Source organism: Paenibacillus anaericanus, assembly GCF_003994475.1.
Taxonomy (GTDB): domain Bacteria; phylum Bacillota; class Bacilli; order Paenibacillales; family Paenibacillaceae; genus Fontibacillus; species Fontibacillus anaericanus.
This window is the reverse complement of the sequence record NZ_RZNY01000021.1, coordinates 64,622-89,112: the sequence shown is the minus strand read 5'-3', so window position 1 is coordinate 89,112 and position 24,491 is coordinate 64,622. Positions and strand designations below refer to the sequence as shown.

Annotated in this window: 17 protein-coding genes, 1 pseudogene and 1 riboswitch; of the genes and pseudogenes, 2 read left to right on the top strand and 16 right to left on the bottom strand. The window is 36.8% G+C overall.

What is annotated here, in order from left to right; translation table 11 throughout:
- Positions 1-388: 388 nt before the first annotated feature.
- Together EJP82_RS20910 and EJP82_RS28915 are read right to left on the bottom strand one after the other, a co-directional pair.
- Positions 389-1,084, bottom strand: a complete 696-nt coding sequence (locus tag EJP82_RS20910) for a class D sortase (RefSeq protein WP_127194009.1) — start codon at positions 1,082-1,084, stop codon at positions 389-391.
- 67 nt (positions 1,085-1,151) lie between these two features.
- Positions 1,152-1,262, bottom strand: a complete 111-nt coding sequence (locus tag EJP82_RS28915; protein WP_170220259.1) for an LPXTG cell wall anchor domain-containing protein — start codon at positions 1,260-1,262, stop codon at positions 1,152-1,154.
- Between EJP82_RS28915 and EJP82_RS28675 the strand changes: the two genes are divergently transcribed.
- Entirely contained in the window at positions 1,255-2,646 is a 1,392-nt protein-coding gene (locus EJP82_RS28675; RefSeq protein WP_170220258.1) for a hypothetical protein, read from the top strand. The two genes, EJP82_RS28915 and EJP82_RS28675, sit on opposite strands and share 8 nt — an antisense overlap.
- 368 nt (positions 2,647-3,014) lie before the next feature.
- On the opposite strand, the gene EJP82_RS20900 is transcribed toward EJP82_RS28675, so the two are convergent.
- From EJP82_RS20900 to EJP82_RS20890, 3 genes are all read right to left on the bottom strand, one after another.
- Positions 3,015-3,452 carry a GtrA family protein gene (locus EJP82_RS20900; RefSeq protein WP_127194007.1) on the bottom strand — a complete coding sequence of 146 codons (438 nt, stop codon included), beginning with the start codon at positions 3,450-3,452 and terminating at the stop codon, positions 3,015-3,017.
- A gap of 74 nt (positions 3,453-3,526) precedes the next feature.
- Positions 3,527-7,348 (bottom strand): phospholipid carrier-dependent glycosyltransferase, encoded by a 3,822-nt coding sequence (locus tag EJP82_RS20895; protein ID WP_127194006.1) that lies wholly within the window; start codon positions 7,346-7,348, stop codon positions 3,527-3,529.
- Positions 7,349-7,626: 278 nt separating this feature from the next.
- On the bottom strand, positions 7,627-9,027 hold the full coding sequence (locus EJP82_RS20890) for an NCS2 family permease (protein ID WP_127194005.1): 1,401 nt from the start codon (positions 9,025-9,027) through the stop codon (positions 7,627-7,629).
- Positions 9,028-9,173: 146 nt separating this feature from the next.
- Positions 9,174-9,274, bottom strand: a riboswitch (purine riboswitch).
- Positions 9,275-9,901: 627 nt separating this feature from the next.
- On the opposite strand from EJP82_RS20890, the gene EJP82_RS20885 reads away from it, so the two are divergent.
- Positions 9,902-11,239: a M14 family metallopeptidase gene (locus tag EJP82_RS20885; RefSeq protein WP_170220257.1), complete on the top strand. Its 1,338-nt coding sequence runs from the start codon at positions 9,902-9,904 to the stop codon at positions 11,237-11,239.
- A 145-nt stretch (positions 11,240-11,384) separates the two neighbouring features.
- Here the strand turns inward: EJP82_RS20885 and EJP82_RS20880 are convergent.
- The 11 genes and pseudogenes from EJP82_RS20880 to EJP82_RS20825 form a co-directional block, all read right to left on the bottom strand.
- A pseudogene (locus EJP82_RS20880) lies at positions 11,385-11,570 on the bottom strand (GMP synthase (glutamine-hydrolyzing)); the annotation flags it as partial.
- A 169-nt stretch (positions 11,571-11,739) separates the two neighbouring features.
- A complete protein-coding gene (locus EJP82_RS20875; protein ID WP_127194003.1) occupies positions 11,740-13,098 on the bottom strand; it encodes a DUF2971 domain-containing protein in 1,359 nt (452 codons plus the stop codon).
- A gap of 408 nt (positions 13,099-13,506) precedes the next feature.
- Positions 13,507-14,109: a hypothetical protein gene (locus EJP82_RS20870; protein WP_127194002.1), complete on the bottom strand. Its 603-nt coding sequence runs from the start codon at positions 14,107-14,109 to the stop codon at positions 13,507-13,509.
- Between the two features lie 197 nt (positions 14,110-14,306).
- The gene (locus EJP82_RS20865) at positions 14,307-15,341 is read right to left on the bottom strand and encodes a hypothetical protein (protein ID WP_127194001.1); all 1,035 of its coding nucleotides are present in this window, start codon (positions 15,339-15,341) and stop codon (positions 14,307-14,309) included.
- Between the two features lie 393 nt (positions 15,342-15,734).
- On the bottom strand, positions 15,735-16,256 hold the full coding sequence (locus tag EJP82_RS20860) for a hypothetical protein (protein WP_127194000.1): 522 nt from the start codon (positions 16,254-16,256) through the stop codon (positions 15,735-15,737).
- Between the two features lie 269 nt (positions 16,257-16,525).
- Complete coding sequence (locus EJP82_RS20855; RefSeq protein ID WP_127193999.1) at positions 16,526-16,888, bottom strand: VOC family protein; 363 nt, start codon at positions 16,886-16,888, stop codon at positions 16,526-16,528.
- Between the two features lie 1,108 nt (positions 16,889-17,996).
- The gene (locus EJP82_RS20845) at positions 17,997-19,220 is read right to left on the bottom strand and encodes a hypothetical protein (protein WP_127193997.1); all 1,224 of its coding nucleotides are present in this window, start codon (positions 19,218-19,220) and stop codon (positions 17,997-17,999) included.
- Positions 19,221-19,441: 221 nt separating this feature from the next.
- Positions 19,442-21,097 (bottom strand): hypothetical protein, encoded by a 1,656-nt coding sequence (locus EJP82_RS20840; RefSeq protein ID WP_127193996.1) that lies wholly within the window; start codon positions 21,095-21,097, stop codon positions 19,442-19,444.
- A 209-nt stretch (positions 21,098-21,306) separates the two neighbouring features.
- Positions 21,307-21,891 (bottom strand): DUF4145 domain-containing protein, encoded by a 585-nt coding sequence (locus tag EJP82_RS20835; protein WP_127193995.1) that lies wholly within the window; start codon positions 21,889-21,891, stop codon positions 21,307-21,309.
- Between the two features lie 224 nt (positions 21,892-22,115).
- Positions 22,116-23,171: a DUF4238 domain-containing protein gene (locus EJP82_RS20830; protein ID WP_170220256.1), complete on the bottom strand. Its 1,056-nt coding sequence runs from the start codon at positions 23,169-23,171 to the stop codon at positions 22,116-22,118.
- 205 nt (positions 23,172-23,376) lie between these two features.
- The gene (locus tag EJP82_RS20825) at positions 23,377-24,144 is read right to left on the bottom strand and encodes a nucleotidyltransferase domain-containing protein (RefSeq protein WP_127193993.1); all 768 of its coding nucleotides are present in this window, start codon (positions 24,142-24,144) and stop codon (positions 23,377-23,379) included.
- Positions 24,145-24,491 lie beyond the last annotated feature (347 nt).

The window sequence follows — 24,491 nt, the reverse complement described above, 5'->3', positions numbered from 1 at the left end:
CGGCGAAGTTTTGCAAGCTTTATTTTTGCTGGTGTTTCTCAGTTGTTAGCTGCAAACCGTTGTTCTCATCGGCCGGATTTATAATATAGCATCTTTTCTAGGCCTGTGCAAGCATAATCAGATCTTTTTTCATTGCCAAATATATACTGCCATCTTCCTTGTTGGTAAGTTAATAGGACTTCAAACCATGATTCTTGAATATGCAATCCTACTTTTTTATCAGCTCTAATGAAGGAAAAATTATCCCTATTACTACTTCTCCTTTAGATACCTCTCGCTAATTTCAGCAAATAAAGGTTTCTATTTCTTGTGCTCGTATGTCAACTACGATAAATTATATGAATCAAGATAGCAGAGTTCAAACAGTAGATTAGATAATACCCCGTAATCATTCCACTATCTTAGCTTGAACAATTAATCGATGCGTTGGATTCACAAGAGGATCGCAAGTAATTAAAGTGAGAATCTTGTCCTTTTTATTGCGATTTAACACAGATACATCTGTTGGTTTTACTCGGGATATTTTATATACAATATAATTAAATGATGTTTTCCCCATCTCAATTACAATTTCATCTCCAACCTCTACTTCATTTAAACGATTAAACAACCTCCCCTTCTTATGTGCTCTATGAGCGGAAATCGCCGCATTACCTATTTCACCAAGTTTCGTTGTCTCAACCATGTGCGTGGTTGCACGACTCATATTCTCTTTAGTAGCCCCCTCAAGCACGGGTAACTTCAGGTCTATTTTGGGTATCTTAATAATTGCGATAGGTGCGGATTCTTTTTTAGCGGCCGTCTTCACCTCACCTTGACTATCTATGTTCTCACTATTAACTTCTTCTGTCTCTACTTCTGCTTCTGGCTGCTGATCTAAAATTCTAGATACTCTTTCATAACTAATTTGAGTTTGCTCATTAATAGAATCATCCATATCATTAGTTTGGTTGATTTCGTAACTCAGTTCCGCGGTCTCCAACAGTTTTTGTCCCTGTGCTTCCAGGTACCACTCATTAGCCTTAGGAAATACCATTATAGAAACACCAATAAGAATGATTAAATATGATACTAACTTTTTCATAAAAAAATATCCCCCAACTAGATAAAAGAAGTAAAGAGGTGCCCCTCTTCACTTCTTTTTCACTAAATTAATTATGTTTGCGAGTTTTCTTGAGGATAAAACCAATTGCAATCGTAATAAGCCCTATCAAATAGAATGGAAGTGTACTGGACTCCCCTGTCTTAGGTAAGGTGCTCACACCCGGAGTTTCATCCGAGCTTACCACAACAGGCCCTTTTGGTTGCGGATCTTCATCCTTCACTATCACATTTGGTGTTGGTGTTGGTGTTGGTGTTGGTGTTGGTGTTGGTGTTGGTGTTGGTGTTGGTGTTGGTGTTGGTGTTGGTGTTGGTGTTGGGTTTGGTGTTGGATTCGGCGTTGGGTTCGGTGTTGGGTTTGGTGTTGGATTCGGCGTTGGATTCGGTGTTGGATTCGGTGTTGGATTTGGTGTTGGATTCGGTGTTGGGTTCGGACTTGGGTTCGGACTTGGGTTCGGTGACGGATCTGGACTTGGTGATGGATCCGGTGTTGGACTTGGTGACGGATCCGGCGTTGGACTTGGTGATGGATCCGGTGTTGGGCTTGGTGTTGGCTCCGGTGTTGGGCTTGGTGATGGATCCGGCGTTGGACTTGGTGTTGGATCCGGTGTTGGGCTTGGTGTTGGCTCCGGTGTTGGGCTTGGTGTTGGATCCGGTGTTGGGCTTGGTGTTGGCTCCGGTGTTGGGCTTGGTGATGGCTCCGGCGTTGGGCTTGGTGTTGGCTCCGGTGTTGGACTTGGTGTTGGGCTTGGTGTTGGGCTTGGTGTTGGGCTTGGTGTTGGGCTTGGTGTTGGGCTTGGTGTTGGGCTTGGTGTTGGGCTTGGTGTTGGGCTTGGTGTTGGGCTTGGTGTTGGGCTTGGTGTTGGGCTTGGTGTTGGGCTTGGTGTTGGGCTTGGTGTTGGGCTTGGTGTTGGGCTTGGTGTTGGGCTTGGTGTTGGGCTTGGTGTTGGGCTTGGTGTTGGGCTTGGTGTTGGGCTTGGTGTTGGGCTTGGTGTTGGGCTTGGTGTTGGGCTTGGTGTTGGGCTTGGTGTTGGGCTTGGTGTTGGGCTTGGTGTTGGGCTTGGTGTTGGGCTTGGTGTTGGGCTTGGTGTTGGGCTTGGTGTTGGGCTTGGTGTTGGGCTTGGTGTTGGGCTTGGTGTTGGGCTTGGTGTTGGGCTTGGTGTTGGGCTTGGTGTTGGGCTTGGTGTTGGGCTTGGTGTTGGGCTTGGTGTTGGGCTTGGTGTTGGTGTCGGTGGGCAATCCGATGGTGTTGGTGTTGGTGTTGGTGTTGGTGTTGGTGTTGGTGTTGGTGTTGGTGTTGGTGTTGGTGTTGGTGGGCAATCCGACGGTGTTGGTGTTGGCGTCGGTGTTGGCGTCGGTGTCGGTGTCGGTGATGGTGATGGTTTCGTCGAAGGCCCATGTGATGGTTTTGTCGAGGGACCGTGTGATGGTTTCGTCGATGGACCATGCGACGGTTTCACTGATGGTGATGGCTTCACCGATGGTGATGGTTTCGGCCAACCTCCACCTCCAGTAGTTGTTAGAACTTCAGCCTCAACTGATTGATTCTCAGTTATAATTTCCGCCTCTGCTGCTTTGACTGAAACCGTGCTAATTCGGAATGTTGTACCCAGCATTAACACTCCGATCAACATAAATATTAATGCATTCCTTCGTTTATTCATCATAATAAATCCCTCCTAAAACTATAGTTATCTGACTATTCCGAAAAAAAGAACTTTGATAACCTAATTTAGGAATTAATATTATTTGATAAATAAAACTAAAGAGAGTTTCTAGAATTCATTCTCATGTTCCGCTAACTCAAAAAGACCACCACAATAAAACTCATGGCAGTCGAATGATTATTATACACACAGGGTGATTAGTGAACTCCAGATTTTGCTTCCTAAGTTATTACAATAAAATCTTTACTACATTTCCTTCACATGCTCATGCTTCTCGGATTTAAATACCCATCTTCTAGAAGCAAAAAAGTTAATACACACTGTAAAACAGGTAATAATCACTTTTGCCCAAATAGGGTGAAGACCCACTTGTTGAATGAGAAGATGCAGGATAGGTAGCGAGCATCCTAGCACTACCAAATTAATGACTATAAATTTCGTGAACTGCGCTAGGTCAAACCCACTTCGCCGCTGGCCTTCATCATGTTTAAAAGTTAGATGCTTATTCATAAAATAGCTATTTACAGTGCCTGCAACATACGAAATACTTTGAGCTCCCAGGGCAAAAAATCCGAGCGATAACAATAAAGTAAATATCAAAAAATCAATTCCGGTATTTACCAGTCCAACTAAGTTGAATCTTACAAATTGTTCAAACGGCTTTCTAAGCGATTTAACAGACATAAGTTTCTACTTTCCCCTTCAGTATGCCATCCGTAAAAAGGGACAACACCTTCTAATTCACCGCATTCTATAATCTAAAATACCCATGTTGAGAACCAGCGCAAAATGTGATCAACATAGCCTTGTTTAACAACCATTCCAGATAGCACAGGGTAGAACATGATAAATAGGAGTGCCGCTAAGGTAACATACACATACCGAATGTATTTTATTGGCCCAATTTTAGACTCAAGTAATTTCATCATGTATACAATACTTAAAATCATAAAAGGTACCATCGCAAAGTAATGATACAAAAATGTAGATCTCGGAACTAGCACCCAAGGTACATATTGCGAAAGAAATCCGATCCAAATAACATAAACGTGAGTATCCTTGCGCTTTATTGAGAACCAAATCGTCAGGATCATGGCGAAAATCCCAGTCCACCAGATCAGAGGGTTCCCCATCGTTACTATACTTGAGACTAGTCCTTGATCTACTTGATCACCAGCGCTATAGAACCATACAGGTCTTTTCATAAACGGCCATTCCCACCACGAAGAAGCGAAGGGATGTGTTGCTAAAAGCTGACTGTGATAATCAAACATATGCGTCTGGGCATCCACTAGACCTTTAAATATAAATCCATCTTGAGAAGCCCTTAATGAAGGAACAAACGACAAGCTATAAATTATTAACGGGATTATGATAAAGAACCCGATGCATGATGCCAATGTAATTATAGTGTTACGTCTAAACGAACGCGCTGCATAAGCATACACTCGCTCAGTCTCCTGATCTAGATCGCCTTGTGCTAGCGCATTTCGCGCAGCTACAGACTGACGGTAACGCTCATACAATGACATGCCTAACATTATTGCGAGCCCAACACCACCGTATAACACGATCCATTTCGATGCAACTCCGATTCCAAAGAATAAACCGGATAAGAACAAAGGAACAAGCGTTTTCCTGAGCGGGAGTAAGTAAAAGTTTTGGGATACATATCGATGCATGAAATAAAACATGAGCATAATGAAAAAGACGCCATACACATCAATTGTGGCAATTCTAGTTAACGTAAAATGCATGAAATCCAGAGCAAATAACAATGAAGCAGTGATCGCATACTCTCTTTTACCAAATATCCGTAATGATAAGGCATAAATAATCGGCAACATTCCTGCACCAAAAAGAGTACCAACAATTCTCCATCCAAAAGGATTTACTCCGAACAACTTAATTCCTAAAGCGATTAGAAGTTTACCAAGAGGAGGGTGTGTATTCTCATAGGGCTCCAACCCATTTAAGTGTTCGTAAGCGGTACGAGCATGATAAATTTCATCAAAATAAGTACTGTTTAAATAACTCCGTTTGTAAGAAACTGCTGCGGGTTCATCAAATAAGTTAGCCGGTGTCCCCTGAATAGACTCTACAGTGTTATCATCGTTTATCTCTTTAATCTCGACAGGTACTGATTTGCCCTTTTCAAAAAATGCCACCTCATGCACCATAAATCCAGGTGATTCCACTGTCAGTTTAGCATAACGTGCACTCACATCCACAGGAATGATGTCCCATTCGAATACTTTCCCCGATGGGTCTATCTCTTGTTCCTGAGACCATTGACCCTGAGAATCACCAAACTCAATCTTGTATTTACCCGACCCGACTCCACCAAAAATATTAACTTGGTCCAGTGTTTTCGTAGCGCCAAAATCAACATAAACGCTATCTCCAGCCGCACGTGGTTCCCATACCGTCTGAGGATCCTTTAATGACCCCAAATTATATAGGGCAAGAACCGTATACAAAATGGTTATTGCTCCTATCCAGATCCAATCTTTTCGGCGCAAGAACTTAGGACCACGATTCCTCCCAAGTTTAGTGCCGGCATTAACTACCAGCTTTGTTAAAAGCTTCTTCTGTTTCCCCTGCTGTTCATACTCTGTCACAGGTTGTAACGGTTTCCTTCCCCCACAATAGTAGATGTCATGTCCCACATAGAGCATGTAAGCCAATAAGCCCAAGTTCGCGATAGAGCATAACATAACGATACCGTCTGTAGGTGGGCTCTGAGTACTAGCCACATAAGCCAGGAATACATAAGCAACATTAACAAAATGAGTCAAACTAAGTCCAAAGTATATGAAGAGAAGTCGTCTATCTTTACTCTGAATAAAACTGAACAAACTAAGAATTAGTGCTGGAAACATATAACGCTCGTGCATTTTGGGGCCAAGTACGAACACGACTGAAATGAGTACTAGTCCGATAAAATAAGACGCTAGCCCCTTCTTTCCCTCTTTACTCATAAAGTAATATACAGCTAATGCGGTTGCTACCACGATAAAAATAGATCCCCAAGTCTGATAAGAAAGAAATAACCATTTCTGTTCAATGGGTAGCCAATTGCCACCACTTAGAGCAAATAAATTAAAAGCATTAATTGTAGCATAGGGGTACGAAGATAATGTCGTCTTGTAGAGATTCAGTATTCCTGCTAACCCCCCATTTCTCCAAAAGAAAGGAAGGGCGAGTAATCCAAACGCTGCAAGACCATAGCCTGCACTATACAAAACCCGTTTCCATTCACGCCGATATAAAAATGTTAGTAGAAGTATGGGTGTGAAAATCAGTGTTTGCGGTTTAATTAAAACAGAAATAGCAAACCATACAGCTGATCGTTCCATTCGTCCTTCCGTGTTGTTAATAATAGCTAGTAGTAAGAACAAAACGAAGAATCCATCCATCTGGCCCCAAGCGGCCGAATTAATCAGAGTACTCGGATTAAACACATACAGTAGCATCAATCCCAGAGCAATGCCCTTTCCGAATCTCTTCAGCCCCGCTTGATAGATAATAACTCCTACAGCTAAGTCAGCAAGTATAGCTGGTAGCTTAAAGAGAAGTCTTGTAGTTGCAGAAGTCGCTTCAAGATCAAAGACTGATTTAATAGCACCAAGCACATACAAGACAATCATATAACCAGGAGGATAATCAGCGAAAACACCATCCTGATAAAAGTTACCTAATCCTTGCTCGGTTAAACGATCAGACCAACTCATAAATGTATATAAATCTCCGGTATAACCCGGTATCGCCAATGCAAGCCAGATCCGAACGATCAGGGCAAACAATAGCGCTAGCAATAACCACTTCTTGTAATCTGGTTTCAATATTTCATTCCACTGTCTCCTGAGCACCTTGTTGTATAAGAGAGCAAACAACAAACTGAATAAAACGGAGATCCCTAGCACAGGAATCATTGAGATAGGCTTATTAATTAACTGTTCTTCTTCCGCTTGCTGTGGATTCTCAGGTATGATCATCGAAATCACAGCCACATCTTGCCCTGGCTTGTCTACTTCCTCCATCGTTATGTCATCGAACAGTGCTTTGCCGGTTACAAGTGTCCCATATGTACCAATTCCCGCGCCAATAGTCACTTCTTGCTGTTCCGGACCGGTTTGTCCGTAGAATGAAATTTCCTCCCAAACACCACTAGGGGTTATTAATTGGGGGTACTCTCCCATAACACCTAATACAAATAGATTGGCTCCCACTGTCGCAGTACTCTCCATCTGAACAACCTTAACCCAACCCGATATTTTATAATAAGTATTCTCTTTTACAGACATACTCTGAACCCATTTAGCATGATTAGGCTGCAGATTCTCGATGCTCGATGCTGTGTTACCCGAATGAACGTCGTCGTTCTCCAAAGACAGTAAACTGGCATTTTCATCACTTACCCATACATCCTGACTCCAAAATTCTGGCACTCCCGATTGGTTTTGTTCAAACCCACTATTTTGCATTAAGTTCGGCGCGGCCATAACACGGATTGGAATCAAAATAACTAGACATAGGATTACTACAATAGAAGCAACGTATTTTTTTGACTTTAACATGTATCCTCTTCACCCCAGACAATGATAAGTATCGGTCAAGTATTATGCTGATAGTTACTAAGATATGATGGATACGAAGTAAAGAGTATTCATTTACTATATTTATATGGAACAAAATAACTATAAATAGGAACATTACCATTAATCTAATGTAAGAAATGATATCGGTCAATCCTATATATACAAAAAAAACCTGCAAATCCGTATGACGGACCTACAGGCTTTCCTAGTAGACATTGATGTAATAAATTTATGATTTTACTGTTAGTCTCGAAATATTAACCTTCGCTACCAAAGAATACATAACGGAGAATAACCAGTACGAACAAGACCCACATTAACCAATGAATATCATATTTCTTTTTGCCAAAAATGTTAGCAACAAATGCTAGTACAACATAGAACACGATACCGAAGGAAATGCCGTTTGCGATGTTATAAGTGAAAGGCATCATAGCGATCGTCAAGAACGCTGGAATAGCTACAACCATGTCTTGGAAATCGATCTCTTTAACGGACTGCATCATCAACACGCCGACAATAATCAGTGCAGCAGCAGTAGCAGATCCTGGAATCAGAGCAGCTACTGGAGCTAGGAACAATGCTAACAAGAAACACGCACCGGTTGTTACAGCTGTGAGACCTGTACGTCCACCTTCAGCTACACCAGCAGCACTTTCTACATATGCTGTAGTAGTGGAAGTTCCCAACATAGCACCACCTGTAACAGCAATTGCATCAACAAACATAGCTTTACCAACGCGTTTTTTACCCTCTACAGGGTCTTTCATAATTCCGGCACGGGTTGCAGTACCAACTAATGTACCGAATGTATCAAATAACTCTACGAATGTAAAAGTGGCAATAGCAGATATGATACCTGTATGAAGAATTCCATCCCAGTCAAACGACATAAAGTTGATTTGTGTGAAATCAGGTACCCATGGAGTTTGCGCATTGGAGAGCGAATTAAAATCAACAACGCCCATCAACATAGCAACAACAGTCGTGCCCAAGATTCCGAACAAAATCGCTCCACGAACGTTAAGCACCATTAGGATACCAATCAACAATAGGCCGACAATCCCGAGTTGAACGTTTGTATCCGTCAAGCTCCCCAAATGGATAACTGTTTCGTAAGAAAGAACATTTGTAAATGTATGAGCAGCAATATCATTGCCCGATTCAACACCAATAGTCATCAATCCACTGTTCTTAAGACCAATAATCGAAATGAACATCCCGATCCCTACGGTGATTGCATGTTTAAGTGAATCAGGAATAGCATCGAGTAACATTTGTCTTACCCGTGTAATTGTAAGTAGGATAAAAATTAAACCAGAAATAAATACTGCTGTCAGACCCATTTCCCAAGTAAAGGGAGTATCTGATGTCGCCGACGACAGAATAACGGAAGCAAAATAAGCATTCAGTCCCATACCCGGTGCAAGCGCTACTGGAAAGTTGATGAAAAGCCCCATAGCGATAGTGAAGATACCAGCAGAAAGAGCAGTAGCCAAGAATACAGAATACCAACCCATATCAATCGCACCAAATGCAGTTAGCGTATTCGGATTGACTGTTAGGATGTAAGCCATGGCCATAAACGTTGTAAGACCTGCCATAATCTCCGTGCGTACCGTCGTACCATTCTGTTTTAGTTTAAAGAAGCGATCCATGATTAAAATACTCCCCCTTATAATGAGTCGGAAACGACAAAAAGCCCGGGTATACTGAAACTCCCCCGGCTCACGATGAATAAAAAGATGCGTGATAAAATACGATGCATCTGGACCGGCACTAATTTCCGTTGCCTAAGATGCTTGTTCACGCTTCTTCCTTTCGTAGCCAGATCATTTACGGTGATCTCGTAGAGACATCCGGGCCTATTCCCGGAATTATACGAAAAGCATTAAGTTGTAATTTGTCGAATATTCCCGATATAAGCCTTACTGTGAAGACTTATTACATGGTTTATTCTAGGTGGGATTAATAGACTTGTCAACAGAAAAGCGAATGTTATTTTATAAAAAAACTAATAATGTTCGTGATTTGTCATTTAATTAGAGTTTGCTCCTCCTGATCTCCCCTGAAAAGCCCCAATTAATATTAAAACCCCGCTATTATGTTAACTTTTCTATTATTCTACTCGCCATAGCTTTAATCTAATTCAATCTAATTCTACTTTTACTGAAGGAGATACCCGGTCACCATCATGATGGTGACCGGGTATCACTTATCCAATAAGCATCCAATTCTAGTAAATTAGACTTATGTAATTACCAGTAAATGGATTGACTGTATAGGTATATTATCTTATACTCGCAACAAATCACTAGACTTTTAACTTAATAACAGATGAATGGGAAATGTGTACTATTGATTAAGTCACCAGTTCCAAAGACTACTACATTTAAAAGTGTTCTATTCCTCTTATGTTTGTTTATGGTAGTCTCTTTTTTTGAAGTACCACAATCCGCTAAGGCGTCTACATCTACATCTATAGTAAATTCTAACCAAATCTATTCTTATTCAATCATGCAGAGAGACATTATGAAACTCGCAGCTGCCTATCCTGATCTAATATCTTATGAAACAATAGGACAGACGAAATATGACCGGGAGTTATGGGCTATCAAATTAGGCCGAGGTGAATCCGTGCTATTTCTTAATGGATCACATCACGCCAGAGAATGGATAACTACGCCTCTTTTAATGAAAATGATCGATACATATGCTGCTGCCTATTATAACAACACAGAAATCTCGAAATATAACATACGCGAATTACTAGATCACGTAAGCATTTGGTTCGTTCCTATGGTTAATCCGGATGGTGTAACCCTATCACAGCAAGGAACTGCCGGTCTATCAGCAAGTCTGGCGAACACCTTAAAAAAATATAATGGTAATAGCACTAACTTTAATCGCTGGAAAGCCAATATGCAGGGAATCGATCTAAATCGCCAATACCCAGCCCAATGGAACACTATTAAAAATGCCCAAGCGTATCCTTGGTATCAAAATTATAAAGGTACTCAGGCGGCTCAAGCTCTAGAAGTACAAAGTATGATGGACTTTACATACAAGATCGACCCTGAACTTACGATTTCTTATCATAGCTCGGGAGAAATACTGTTCTGGCACTTCAACACGCTAAGTAAAAACCTATCTAGAGATAAAGCTATAGCTACGGAGCTAAGCAAGCTTACAGGATATTCTCTTGTAAATCCGGAGAAAAACCCTTCTGGTGGGGGCTATAAAGACTGGTTCATCCAGGAATTTGACCGCCCTGGCTTTACCATCGAGGTTGCAAAATACGCCGGAGAACGAAGCGTGCCATTAAGTGCTTTTAATGGAATCTGGTCCGAAAATAAAGAGGTTCCGTTATTTACAGCGCAAAAATCCTATACTCTTTGGCTGGAAAAACAAAAGGTTCAATATCTCCAGCAATCTATGAGTCTATTAGCAGAAACCAAATTGTATAGCAAAATTGGAGCTGCAGACAGCATTTCCAATCTGAACCCACAACAGGTTGAAGTTACAGCTCAGAAGGGCGACTGGTATCAGGTGGTTAGCGGCCAAGGAACTGGTTGGATTCAACCGTCACCAGGAAAGCTAGCCGTTGTTGAGAATATGAATGCAACCGCTGATCTTAAGGATGAAGCTTATACCTATAAATATCCGGATGCTTTTTCCCCTAAGTTATCCACTCTGAATCCACAAACCGTTCAGGTAATTGGGCGTTGGTCCGACTGGTTCCTTATCTCTACTGACAATGGCAACTGGTGGATTGACGGTCGCCACATAGAGCTAAATTCGACTTCTGAGGAAGCCGCTCCTGAAGTAGCGCCTGAAGCAACTCCTGAAGCAGCAGCGGAAGCTGCCTGATCTAAGGTCCAAATAGTCACTCATAAAAAAACAAAAGCTATCGCATGATTAGAATATCTATTCATGTGATAGCTTATTTATTTTCAAGTCATATCTTGTCCCCTACAAGGATTAACAAGCGTTGAACATCGTCAATATTTAAAGTCTATTCCCACTCAATCGTTGCAGGTGGTTTCGAAGTAACGTCGTAGACGATACGGTTTACGTTTTCTACTTCGTTTACGATACGAACAGAAATTTTCTCAAGCACATCCCATGGGATACGTGCCCAGTCAGCTGTCATACCGTCGATGGAAGTTACTGCGCGGATACCTACTGTGTAAGAATAGGTGGTTTAATTGAGTTAATTACTATTCAATTATTACGTTATTTTCGTACATCAATTGTAGCAGGTGAAACAAGTTATTTCAATTACTCGATCACAGTAATAACTCGTTAACTCTCATTTTAAATAACATAAACAGAGTATAAAGAAATTATTATTGTTTATATGGTAGTAACTACTCCTCAGTGATTAATATTGGCATTTTACGTTGGTTCAGTTCCTTATTTGTTGATATGTACATTTCATAAAAATCAAATTCTTTTCTACCCGATTCTATACATTTTCTTCTTATTATCTCAATAATCTGTATCCTTGCATTATACGGTGTCCTTACACCAAAAATAATACCCTCTAAATCCTCAAATTTATACTCTAACAATCTATTACTAGATTCCTCAAAAAAATCAAGTACGCTAGTTAGAATTATCCGATATTCTCTTTCCTGAGACCACTCAACTGTTTTCTTTAAAAATGCCCCTGCATACATTCCCCAATGGCGTGTTATCCATTCATCCATTTGATGTACTGTATCCCCACTACAAACACTTTCGTTTCCATTTTCATCTGTGTACCATTGTTTCCAAATTTGATTATGTGTCAATCTACCTAAGTTCCTAAAGAAGTCTATTTCATCGACCTGAGTTGTATAGTCTATTGGTTTTAAAACATGATCCCTGTAATCATAGTAATAACCATTACCCCCATAACTAACAGCTGTTTTCAAAGATAACTTAGGGCTTGTTGATTCACCTATTTTAAATTTCAAACATACCCCTGTATGACTATTTCCATATGTCCCCCATATTGATGAGTTTTCACAATTATCCATAAAACAGGCTACATATGATTTAGGATAAGTCAATTTAGTGATTGAATCTAAATACATTCTTGGAAATTCAAAATATATACTCTGCATCTTAGGTGAATCTTTAAGTTTAATCATAGAATGAAAATCTACTTCCCTCAACATTTCACTTGTAACCTGTATTATTACATCATAAGCATTTTCAACCTCTAGCTTATCATACAGTTCATCCCATACCTTGTATAAATTATTTGAAGTAGGATTTACGTCTTGTAAGCCATCCATCCTATTAATTATATCTATAGCAAGGTGATGTAATAACTTCAAGTGAACCTGTAATTCATCTACGTATATCATACTACGATGATTGTCAATAAAATTAAGAAATGATTGAACACGTTCATCGGAGAAAAATAGAATTTTTATTTCTTTAATGCGTTCTTCATACTCTTTGGTGGGCAAATTTTCCTCTGATATAAAAATTGGTATATCATCTTTTGAAAAAGTTTCATTATCGCTCATTAATTTAGTTAAAAGTATCGAGCGTTCTAAGCACAATAGGTAATTTTTCAATAAGTTTTTCCATACAATTCTATCCCCTTGAAAAAAGTAGCGACGCTTCCCTTCCATTGGATCATTTAATTGTTCTATATCAGCAAAATATATTTGTTGCCTCTCTAGTTCTTGATACTCCCCAATTAAATTTTCAATACTTCGAAACCTATACATAATTTTCACTCTCCCATTTATATATTCATTACAGCTTCAATAGATTATCAAATCTCCATCTCCTAAATCTATCATCGTTCGTGAATACATTCTTCCACAAGTGGTAGGAAGTAGTTATAACGACCTATGTATAGCCTAACATATTCCAAATGAATCGAGGTACAGATTTTGGCAAGAAGACGTAAGAAAGACCCTACATTCGTTGAACTCGCAATGCAACTTGCAGTTGGCTGTGCATTTCTGCTCGCCTTCAACTAAGCGTTCGATGATGATTGAATCAAATCCACATTAAAACACCAGTACATTGCTTCTATGCTCTTATGGCATAAGAATAGGCACAACCGCTTGTGATTGTGCCTTAGATGAAACGTATATTTTATCTACATCATTACTTACATATTCTGCTGTTTACTGAGATTTCTCTTCAATTTGAGTTATTCTGTCTAACTCTAAATACTCATTAGAATTAACCCAACTCGGTGTACCCAAACTAGAGACAGACCAAATATGTAATATAAAATTTCTTATTTCTCTCAGCGATTTCTCAATATCATCAACAATAGTCATAGAATATACTGAATGATTTTTAGAAAACGAATAATGTGTGATCTTGTTTCTTAAATTAGCTGCCTCTCTATAACCATTTGGTAGACTTGCAGGTTTATAATCATTTATCAAGAGTAAATAATTATACTTTTTGACGATAGTATCAATTGCATCTGGTGGATATTGATTTTCTTTTGATTTATCTGTAAGGTTCTTTAAAATTACTCTCTGTAGTGGAAAGCGTTTTGATGACCCAATTCTTTTTAAACTTAGTGCTATCAGCTTTGATAAATCTGACTCTGCCGATAAACACATATTGAACATTGCAGATCGTGATGCACTCCACATGCTGGAATATCTATTTGACGAAAAACATTCTCTTGCTTCTTTAACGTATTTCAAAGCATCATTAAAAGTTTCTTGACCCATATTTACAGAACGCAATTGCATTTCCATGTCATTCAATAATGTCATCTCCTCTAGAAATATTCAAAATTTTATTCGGGCTTCTTTTTGCATTACGCATGTCCACACTCATAAACTATCTTATCCTTGTATTTACTAACTTTTATATCCTTCATGTCAAAGACATATTTCATCTTTAATCAAGTATCAATACAACTCTTTGAAACCTTCTACTCGTCTTGATATTTGTTTAGCAATTACTCATTGTCAAAAAGTGTTTTTAGCTTGATCTTTAATTCTTTCTCTAATTTTCCTGCTAATTCATTAAGTCTACGTAACTCAAATTCTTTATTAATTACTTTTCTGCGTTTAGTCTTTTGCACTTGTTGAGCATATCCGCACAGTTCATGAATATCTTTATCTTTCCAACCTGAACTGTAAAAAATCCTAGTAGAGTATTCTGGTACCATTCTTCCATTTTCTAGACGATGTTCTCCCATGATGAGTAATGAATCAAATAATAACTTTATCCCTTTATCAAAGGTGATAAATATAGGGATTTCTTGGTAATCGGATATTTCTGCAAGTTGAGATGCTTGAGTAGGCATGAGCAAATCTATTGAAGCTGCATATAGTTTATTTAAAATTTCTTCTATACCCAATGAGGGTTTAATTCCCTTTAAAATTGATGGTTCATTCCCTAAATAATGAATTACAAAAGATGTGCTTGTTGGAGAAAAAATATTTAATTCTTCTGCCATATAATGAAACATTTCTTTTATTTTTATTTTACTTGCCCTATTATCAAAATGTTTAAATAAATATGCTTTTAACAAAGTTGTATATGAAAGAACAGTCTGTTTTTTAAACAATCCGTTTCTAAGTAAAATAGGTGTTTTACTAATACTTACATCGTCCTTAATTAACTCGTTCTTAGATATGAGGTTACTTGTAAAGTCTAAATCAAATACTTTTCCTACACACTCTACCATCAATTTATACTTTTCAACGTCGATATTACCAGTCAATTTTGATCTTGAAGCTTCTTCACACGCCAAGGCAAAAATAATTCTTGAGAATTTATTCTTAATTACATTAACAGCATTTATAAAATCATTTATTTGACTTGCATAGTATTTGTTAAATTGTTCTCTATCATTAATATAATATCTAGACATTATTGCAAAATTAGTATCTAAGATAAACATAAATTTTCTCTCACTATTTTCAGATAATAACTTATCAATATCACTTATTTTCCCATCAACCCATGTCGATGAAAATATACTCATTTCTTCATCTCCCTACTCTGTACATATTAATAGCTAAATAGTACTTTTATTATATCTACACAGAATTAAAAAGCAGCACCAGCCAAATATTCAGTTTGTAATTTTAAACCACTCCTTTATTAGGAGTGGTTCTACATAAAACTTCTCTTTTATTAAACTATCATACCTTGGCATAATCATGAAAATTCAACTTAACTCGTCTCGCAAAGTCTCGCAAATCAGGCTTATTAACTTGGATATCATCAAAATGGAACGGGTCGTCAGACTTAGCTGGTTAGATGTGTCGCCTGACTCTGCATCCTTGAAATCCCTCATGCCGATCGAGGAGCTTTAGCGACGATACAGGAATGCATTGTTATGTGAAGTTCTTGCCTTCCTCGAAATAACTATTCATTATTCATCATTTAAGACAATCTCACTATCAATATCAAGATTCACGGTTTCAGAATGGAGCCTTCCTTCATTATCATTCCATGTAATAGTTATAGTGGTACTTTCATAATTTTGTTTATCCTTCTTTAATTCATCGTAAGAAAATTCCCCTATAATAGAACCAGTATCATTAAGATTACTTAGAATTGATACTGGACCACCTTTAGAACTTGCTTCATTTACAAAAACTGTTCCGTATTTATCATCGATGTTTATTTCTTTAATTTCATATTTATAATAGGTACTATTCTCAATGTTCTTTGAGTCGCCCTTGTACACTAATCTTCCATTTCCTCGTTGAATTTTAGTTGGGGAGACAATAATTTTGTAATTTATAACGTCCCATATTTCCCCTGTACCATTAAGATTGTAAACTTGAATACCTGAATTTGATGCTTTATTAATCTCTTTAAAATATACATAACTCCAAATGGCATTCGAAATTATGATGATACCTGTTAATAGTAAGACTATTTTTTTCATTTCCCGCTCCTTTGAACTGGTATTTATTTAATCCAAGAATTTCACATAACATTCATGTATTACGAGTCCGAGAGGCTAAAGGAGCAACGCGACTGGGTGGCTCTGCCACTTAGCCTCGCAGGGTTGTTCGCTGATTCTGCTTCTCTGCTTATCATTTCTTGCGAACCAAGGACCGAACGGCTCGCAGCGTAGATACGGTGTTAGATGAAGGAACCCTGGTTTAGCCCAGAAAATTCCTTTATCCCTGTCATTACGAATACCGTAGGTATTTATAAATATTTGATACATTCTACTCTGTTACCAAATGGATCTCTAAATTCAAATCTTTCATAACCTGGAATCGGTACTGATTCCAAGATTTTAATCCCATTGTCTTTAAGTAATATTTCCATAGCTTTTATATCGTCTACTTCAAATGCTAAATGAGCTTTAGTAAGTAATCGATCGACTCCATCTTCTGTTCCAATATGTAATTGTTGACTTCCAACTTCAACCCAAAAACCACCTCTTCCAAGTAAAGAATCTGGTTTTGGGATTTCCTTCAGTTTCAAAACGCCACAATAAAACTTCCTTGCAGCTTCTTCTTTGCCTTTAGGAATCGTAATTTGAGCATGATGAAATCCAATTATCATGTTGATACTCCCTTCGTTGTTATAAGATTGCTTCGTTCTTTCATATAACATTCTTGTATTCACGAAATGACCCAGCCTTAGATAGCTCATTTCTAAGGGGAATGAATGTATCGCCTGAATACACTCCTTGGAAATCCTTCTTAGCGATCAAGGAGCGTCAGCGACGAAGCTGAAAAACATTGTTATACGCTGCCCCTTCTTCTTCGATTCTACATTCATAGATATCTTGTGATTTTATGTATCTTTTGATATGTTCTAATCTTTTGGACTATCAAATCCATTTCCGCAAGGTACCCCTTCTACTATTTCTTATTTCTCGGTCTTCACCTGCCACTTCCGTAAATACATCTTTTTTGTCTTATACCATTTGTTGTAATTTCATTATCCTTCAAGCAACCTTTATAAAGGCTATATTAGATTTTTCTATATATAAAATTTGGCTTGCCTCACATAGACAAGCCAAATTTATATGAAAAATCATGATTATACGGCTACTCCTTATTATTCTTGCTTACTATCATATCAACTAATCCAATAATAAATATTGATACACCGATTAACATAAATAAATATATGAACCCATTTAATATCGTAAGATATTCACCACTTAGATTTTTATTGTAATACACAGTATTAATTGCGGTATACCCTAAAGGTGTACTTATTAGCATTATAATAAAAGCTAATATAAAACATTTCATTGATTTTCGCATGACTATTCCTCCTTAAAATGAAAAATATATTAAATCCACAATATTACATTTGAATAGTGAGATACAGTATCTTTACATGCTATTAGATAAATCTTGTAGTGCAGAATCTGAAAACTCTTTCAGTCTGCCATTAGCACCTTATATAATTCATCCTTTCACTTTTATTTATTTTTTGTTGTTGATTTATTTCATTGTTTAATATTCTCAAAGGGGTTGCGTATAATGTTCTGACATTCACGAACCTGAGAGTGCTTAAGGTGCGTATGCGCCGGGTCCGCTTACGGACTTAGCCTCGCAGGGTTGTCTGCCTGCCAATTGCTTCTCCGAAACCCCTCCCGCAGCGTGAATGCTATGTTATAAGAAGTTGGCGTCTTCATAGACTATACAAACAAAACTTAGAACACTTTGGAATCATCGTGTTGTCTTGAAAACCATCTAATAACTTGGTCAGCAACTAGTTTCAAACAGTTTGAAAATACTTTCATATCATCTTTCGGACACTCAAATCCTTTATTTTTGTAATTTGTCTTTGCATGTGCAATCATATTTCTAGTATCTGAAATTGCATTTGTTAACTCTACTAATGCTTGTTTTTTTTCTTCCCTAGTACTTTGTATGTTGATTCTATTGAGGTTTTTTAAATATTTGGGAGCAAATTCTTTTAGTTCTAAACCATCACAACAGACTTCAATTGTTATTCTAATAGACTCTTTATCTTTCTTATAATTTCCATGTTCATCGAATAACTTCTCTAATTCAAGGACATAGTTTGCATCTGGACTTAGTGTTTTAGGGCTGTATAGTTTTGTCATTACAGAATCCAATAATTCACGCCTTACAACAGTTTGAGATACATATTCAATTACTTTTGTGTACATAAGAACTAATATTTCTGGATCTTCAATACTTGCACATGAATTGTATATTTGATAGAGTTCTTTATTTCCTCGACCTGCAATCAACGGACGAAGCCGAGCCTTCTCCTCGCCTTCCAGCAATTCATACTCCAACTCATAATATATAGGTCTAGGGGAAATAAACAATTTTATATTTAATGATGATCCTAATTCGAACATATATGCTTGAATTAAATCATCAATAATGTCTTCATCTATTCGTATTTCAGAAGTAATTTCAATAAAGAGATCTTCATAAAGTAATGGCGGGAAATATTTATCATAGTTATTCATAACGGTAACTGCAAATGCGAAATTTGTCAGATCATTTACTATATCAAAATAATATGTTTGATTATTAATTGTTAGAGATGTATTAAAAACCCCATCAGTTTTTTCTTCAAGAGCTATAATTTTCCCTCTGTTAAGAGAATCCACTCTTACCAAGATCCTTTTATTACTTATATAAATGTAATCATCATCAATTCTAGCATTGATAATTTCTTCAAATATATCAATAACTTCACCTAAAGTTTTTTCTAAATATTCTTCGCAATATGGCAAGTCAAAACTTATTTTTGACTCCAAGTCAATAATAATTTCTTCGTCATACTCTTCAGGAGTTTCCAAATCATAAAAGTCATAATCAATTCGATGTTTTTTAAAAAAAGACAACAATTCAATAGTTTTTGTTTCAATTCCTTCGTTTATAAAATTTATCATCTAATCCTCCAATAATTTTTCTATACGCCAATTTCAGATAACGTTTGTGCATTCACGAAACGCCCCAGCCTTAGATAGCTCTTATCTTAGGCTGGGGCGTTTGTTGTCTGAGCTTCTTCCATGATTATACATCTGTCAACCAAGGGGCGATAGCCCCGACGAGTGAATACGGAGATAGATGATGCAGGTGGCTTCTTTGAAAATACTATACTTTTGTGTTATTAAGAATATTTTCTAAAAATACTGTCAAAAGTGTAATATTCAATATTATTCATTTCTCTCTGAACTTGTTCCCCGTAATAGTTTGGTCTACCAGTGATAAGTAGGGTTTTTAAAGTATATGAACTAGTGTCTAAATTCCAAGCTTCAATGATGTCACTTATATTTTCTTCAACCCATTTGGCTCGTTCTAATATTTTATTAATATCCTCAAATATCTTCTTATCCTTTTTTAACATATCTAAGTTATTTGTAGCTGGTTTATAATACTTTATTTCAAATAACAATATCTCCTTATGGACTATGTCTACTACCACAGCATCGATGTCTCCTAAATCTTGATTTTCTCTATTTACTATTCTCTTTTTTATTCCGTTCCCAACTATTGTTTTTATATTAATATTAGGTACACCCTTCTGTTGCATAGGAACATAAAAACCCTTTCTTTCAGAGAAGTAATCAGCTATTTTCATACCCATTAAATAAGAAATATCTCTCTGAGCTTTCTTAAAAACTTTGGTCGAACTTTTCCCAAAAATATCTTCGATAAAGTGGTCTGAGGTAGATACATTTTCGAATATCGTAATACTATTTGAGGAGTCCAAAAAACCAATAGCCAACAAATCTTCGAAATTATATATAAATTTATAATCCATATGTGGGTTATTTAACTTATAAAAAGAATCACCACTATTATATGTTGGATTATATGTCATAAACTTTAAAATATTTTCTATTTTATTGCTCCAAGCATCCATTATTTGATTTTTAAAGACAAAGGCTATTTTTATGGATATGTCTTCTGCCAATGGTAATATTTCAAATATTTGTTCCTTATCCTTTGAAATAGAGATAATATCTTCTCTAAGACTCACTAGATCCTTAAATGAAAATCCAAATAAATGTTCAAGTTCAATACTCACACTATTTTTTATATAAAAAATTGTCATGTTTCTTTGTTCTAAGAAATTATTTATTTTTGCATTTTCAAACTCAATTTCCTCGGGTTTTAATAATTCCTCAACTTCAAAATATTTGTGATAAAAAGCTAAATGATCATTCTCTACCCTTGTTTTTATTATTTCTTCTAGATTAGGATTCCAAGAAAAATGGCTACAATTAAATACATTACTTATTATTTTTTCGATTTCCTCAATCATAACAAAGGCTGTTATGAAATCAGTTTCCTCTAGAATAGCAATATCTCCAAATTTATCTTCTTCAACAGACTCTAAAATATTTGTAAATGTATGAGCAACATTTCTAACTTGAACAGAAGCCCATGCATCATTTCTTTCTAAAATGATTTTCCATGTTGCTAATTCTCTAAGTGCTAATGTCATAAATACTAAATCCTCTTTAGGATAAACATTGACTAACGACTTGAAAGCATTTATTAAATACTCTCCTACACTAATTGCACCCTGAATAGGGTTTACTTTTTTATTATTCATCTGAATAAATGGTTCGTATAAATTCTCATGTACATTCCTAAAATAGTAATTTTCATGCTTGTCAATCTTCATCCAAGCAGAACAAGCCAATCTTAGAACATGTCTTAAGTAATAATAAAAACCACAATGTACACATTTTGGGTCATAGTCTTTAAAATCTTCATAAGATAGATCAATATTGCTATTACATTTAGGACATTCCATAGCATATTCCCCTCATATTAATTTCACCTGTTTCAGCTAACGTTTGGGATTCACGACGTCGATTTCCCTTAGATAGCTCTTATCTTAGAGAAATCGATGTGTCCAGCTACTTTCTCTTCCTTAAAATGCATCTGCCGGACCGAGGACCGTATGGCCCGACGCGTGAAATTGGTGTTATGTGATGGATTGTGACCTCGAAGCTTAACTATTTAAACTTTATCTTTAAATCCATTCATATATTCATTGTAGTATTTCCACGATTCTTCTTCTCCCGATAAAGCTACATCCAGCATTAGTTTCAACATTAATATTGAGCCGGGGTAAACATCATCGACGTTTTCAATATTAATTTCAGGATCAATGGCTAATTCGAAATTAATAACCCACCACTTTTCAATCTGTTCATACAAAATGATCAGTTCTGAAAACAATTTAGTAAATTCCTCTTCATCAAATCCTTTGAATATACTACTAGCCATTTCATGTGAAAGTTTATTCCTATATTCCTTCAAGCTATTGAAAACCTCTATATCTGCCTGCTTTATGGTCTCCATTTCTTTAAACCAGTCTAATGAAGCATAGAGTGGACTTTTATTTCTTGAGAGAACTTTTAACTTGTAATTCTCGTCTACTATCCAACCTTCTTCATTAAATCCGTCAGTAAATAATGTCTTAGGATGATCAATTATTGAATCTTTTAACATTTCAAATGCTGCTATATATAAAGACGCTTTAATTAAATTTGCTTTAAGAATTTCAGGATTCAAGAAGCTTGTCCATATATCATTCTTCAATGGCTCACCTCTAATAATATTAATTCACAATCTTCCACATAACGTTTGGCATTCCTGACGTTCAAGCAGCTTAAGTGACCGTTGGGAACGGGCAGACTTAGCTGGTTGAATTTACCGCCTGAATATACTTCTTGAAAATCCTTCTTAGCGATCAAGGGCGAATGCCCGCAGTAGGAATACATTGTTAGGCGAAGTTAATGTCTTCATGAAATACGCTCGAACTGTTACTTCTCTTCATTTTCTAGCATTTCCATCCCATGTGGTCTCATAGGTCCTCCCATATGAAGAGGCAAAGGCATATTAACAAATTCTTTATTAATACTGAACATTGCAAGATTTATCCGTTGATCTACTTTCCGTTGTGAATAAAGTATAAGTTTTTTGTCCCTATCTCCTAACACTGTTATTTCATTTTTTATTTCTGTTGTAGTATGACGAACATTACTGATGATCTTTTTAATATATGATTCTTTTGTCCTTTCGTTGAAAAATAATGTCTTGTAAGAGTTTAAGTAAACGAGTTTATTTAACTCATCAATTTGTTTACCTCGATTAACAATAATATTTCCATTAGTGTCTACTGAACAATCGTATAGTATATGATCAAAAATACATATACACAAATTAGGACTAATTGGGAAAAACAGTTGAATACCCATGTTCCCTAAACCATACCCTCGAAGATGATAATTGCGTCTAATATACATTAAATTGTATCTCACCAATGGATTATCAGAAGTAATAAATTGTCTATCGGTTTTATTAATAATTAAGCAACAATTAAGATCAAGTAGAACCGGATATATTTTAATCGTCGATTGAATTGGTAGGAGGTTAGGAATTTCATGTGAAAATGATGTCTTTTCTAAAGTTTCATGCGAGACATCAGGTAGTTGTCCATGTTCTAATTTCATCTTCAAAATAACTTTCATTTGAGTATCAATTAAATTACTAATTGAATCAGCCGACTTTAAATTTCTAGCTTCACTTAATAACATAAATAGTAACAATAAATGATGTTCTTCGCTATTTCTATCAGGGACACTCTGAGTCTCTATAATTTGTTTAATAATTTGTGCTGCTTGTCCCTCGAGCTTACTAAACATCTCTTCTATTGATCCATCTTCTCCATACAGGTAGTCCTGGCAGGCTTGACTTTTTATTGACGTATTTGGTATGTAAAGATTCTTCTCAAGAAAGAACGCTCCAATATTTTTTTTGTTAGTTGAAAAATTCCGTAAGTAAAATTTTGGAACATAATGATTGCTTACTCTTTCCAAGACGTTCACCCACTTATAAGATTTATCTTAAATGACTTTCTAGAACAGTAATTTCGCTTAACGTTTTGTATTCACGAACCCTCACTGGCTTAAGCGCGAAGCGCGGGTCCGACGGACTTAGCCAGTGCAGGGTTGTCGCCTGATTCTACTTCTTCGAAATTCCTCCTGGCGACCGAGGGCGGCATCCCGATGCGTGAATATGGTGTTAGCCGAAGGAAGTTCTGGAAGCAGCCATTGTATTTAAGGCGTTCTCAAAATAGCTATATACTTCATCTGCAATTCCCAGAAACTCTTCAACAAGTACATTACTATCCAAGTAACAAGCATACAGATAATCAACTAAAGCGGAGTCAATCTCGCAATAGTTTAATATGGCATTCTTCATCTTAATAATGTCATCTTGCCATACACCTGTATCTTCTAACACCAAAGAGTATAATGCACGAATTAATCTCTTAGAATAACCTTTAATATATCTAGTTTTCATTGTGTTATCACTAGCATTAGAAAGTAAACTATGTATACGATCGACTTCCTCCTTGGTCTCTGTATTTAAGTCTGAAATGAACTCTGGAGAAATAATTATCGGTGGTACTTTTTCACCAACGTCATGACCATATATGCAAACACAAATTATCTTAACCCAAAAACCCCACTCATTCGGTTTACTTAATACATCGTCAATCGAGCAAATTATCGTATCAATCTTAGTTACTACTTGATATTCTTCCAAAAGCCTGTCTTTAATATTTGACAATCTTTCGTAATCAATACCTTTGGGATTTACACATACAATAGTAAAGTCTGCATCTGACTTAAAAGGTTTAGCAGTTCCTTTTGGAATCGAGCCACACATATAAATGCTATGAATCTTACCTTTAAATTCGGTAAGTATATTATCTATATACTTATCAACAAAATCCTTATATTCACTTTGTATTACAATTTTATTTATAACTTTTTCTAATATCATATAGACTCCTCCTAAACTAAGAACTTCTTTCGGAGAACTCCTAATCTGCGAACTCGCATATACCTCTCACACCTCTCATATCGATGGATAGGCGAGTTCGTGTAATCGTCCTACGTAGTTGATAGGCGAAGCCATTCGTCTGGCTCAAGGTCTGTCATCCGATCCAATGGACTCTGGATGTAACAGATATCTTTGATCTGATATGAGTCTATATACCTAGCGAACATAATCATACCATATATTGTAATTGTACTCCTTGATTAAAATCACCTTTATCCTGTCGCTAAATTTCACTCGTGGGTCGCTGACTGGATGTGCTATGGTGCTTTCTCCCATACAGTAACATT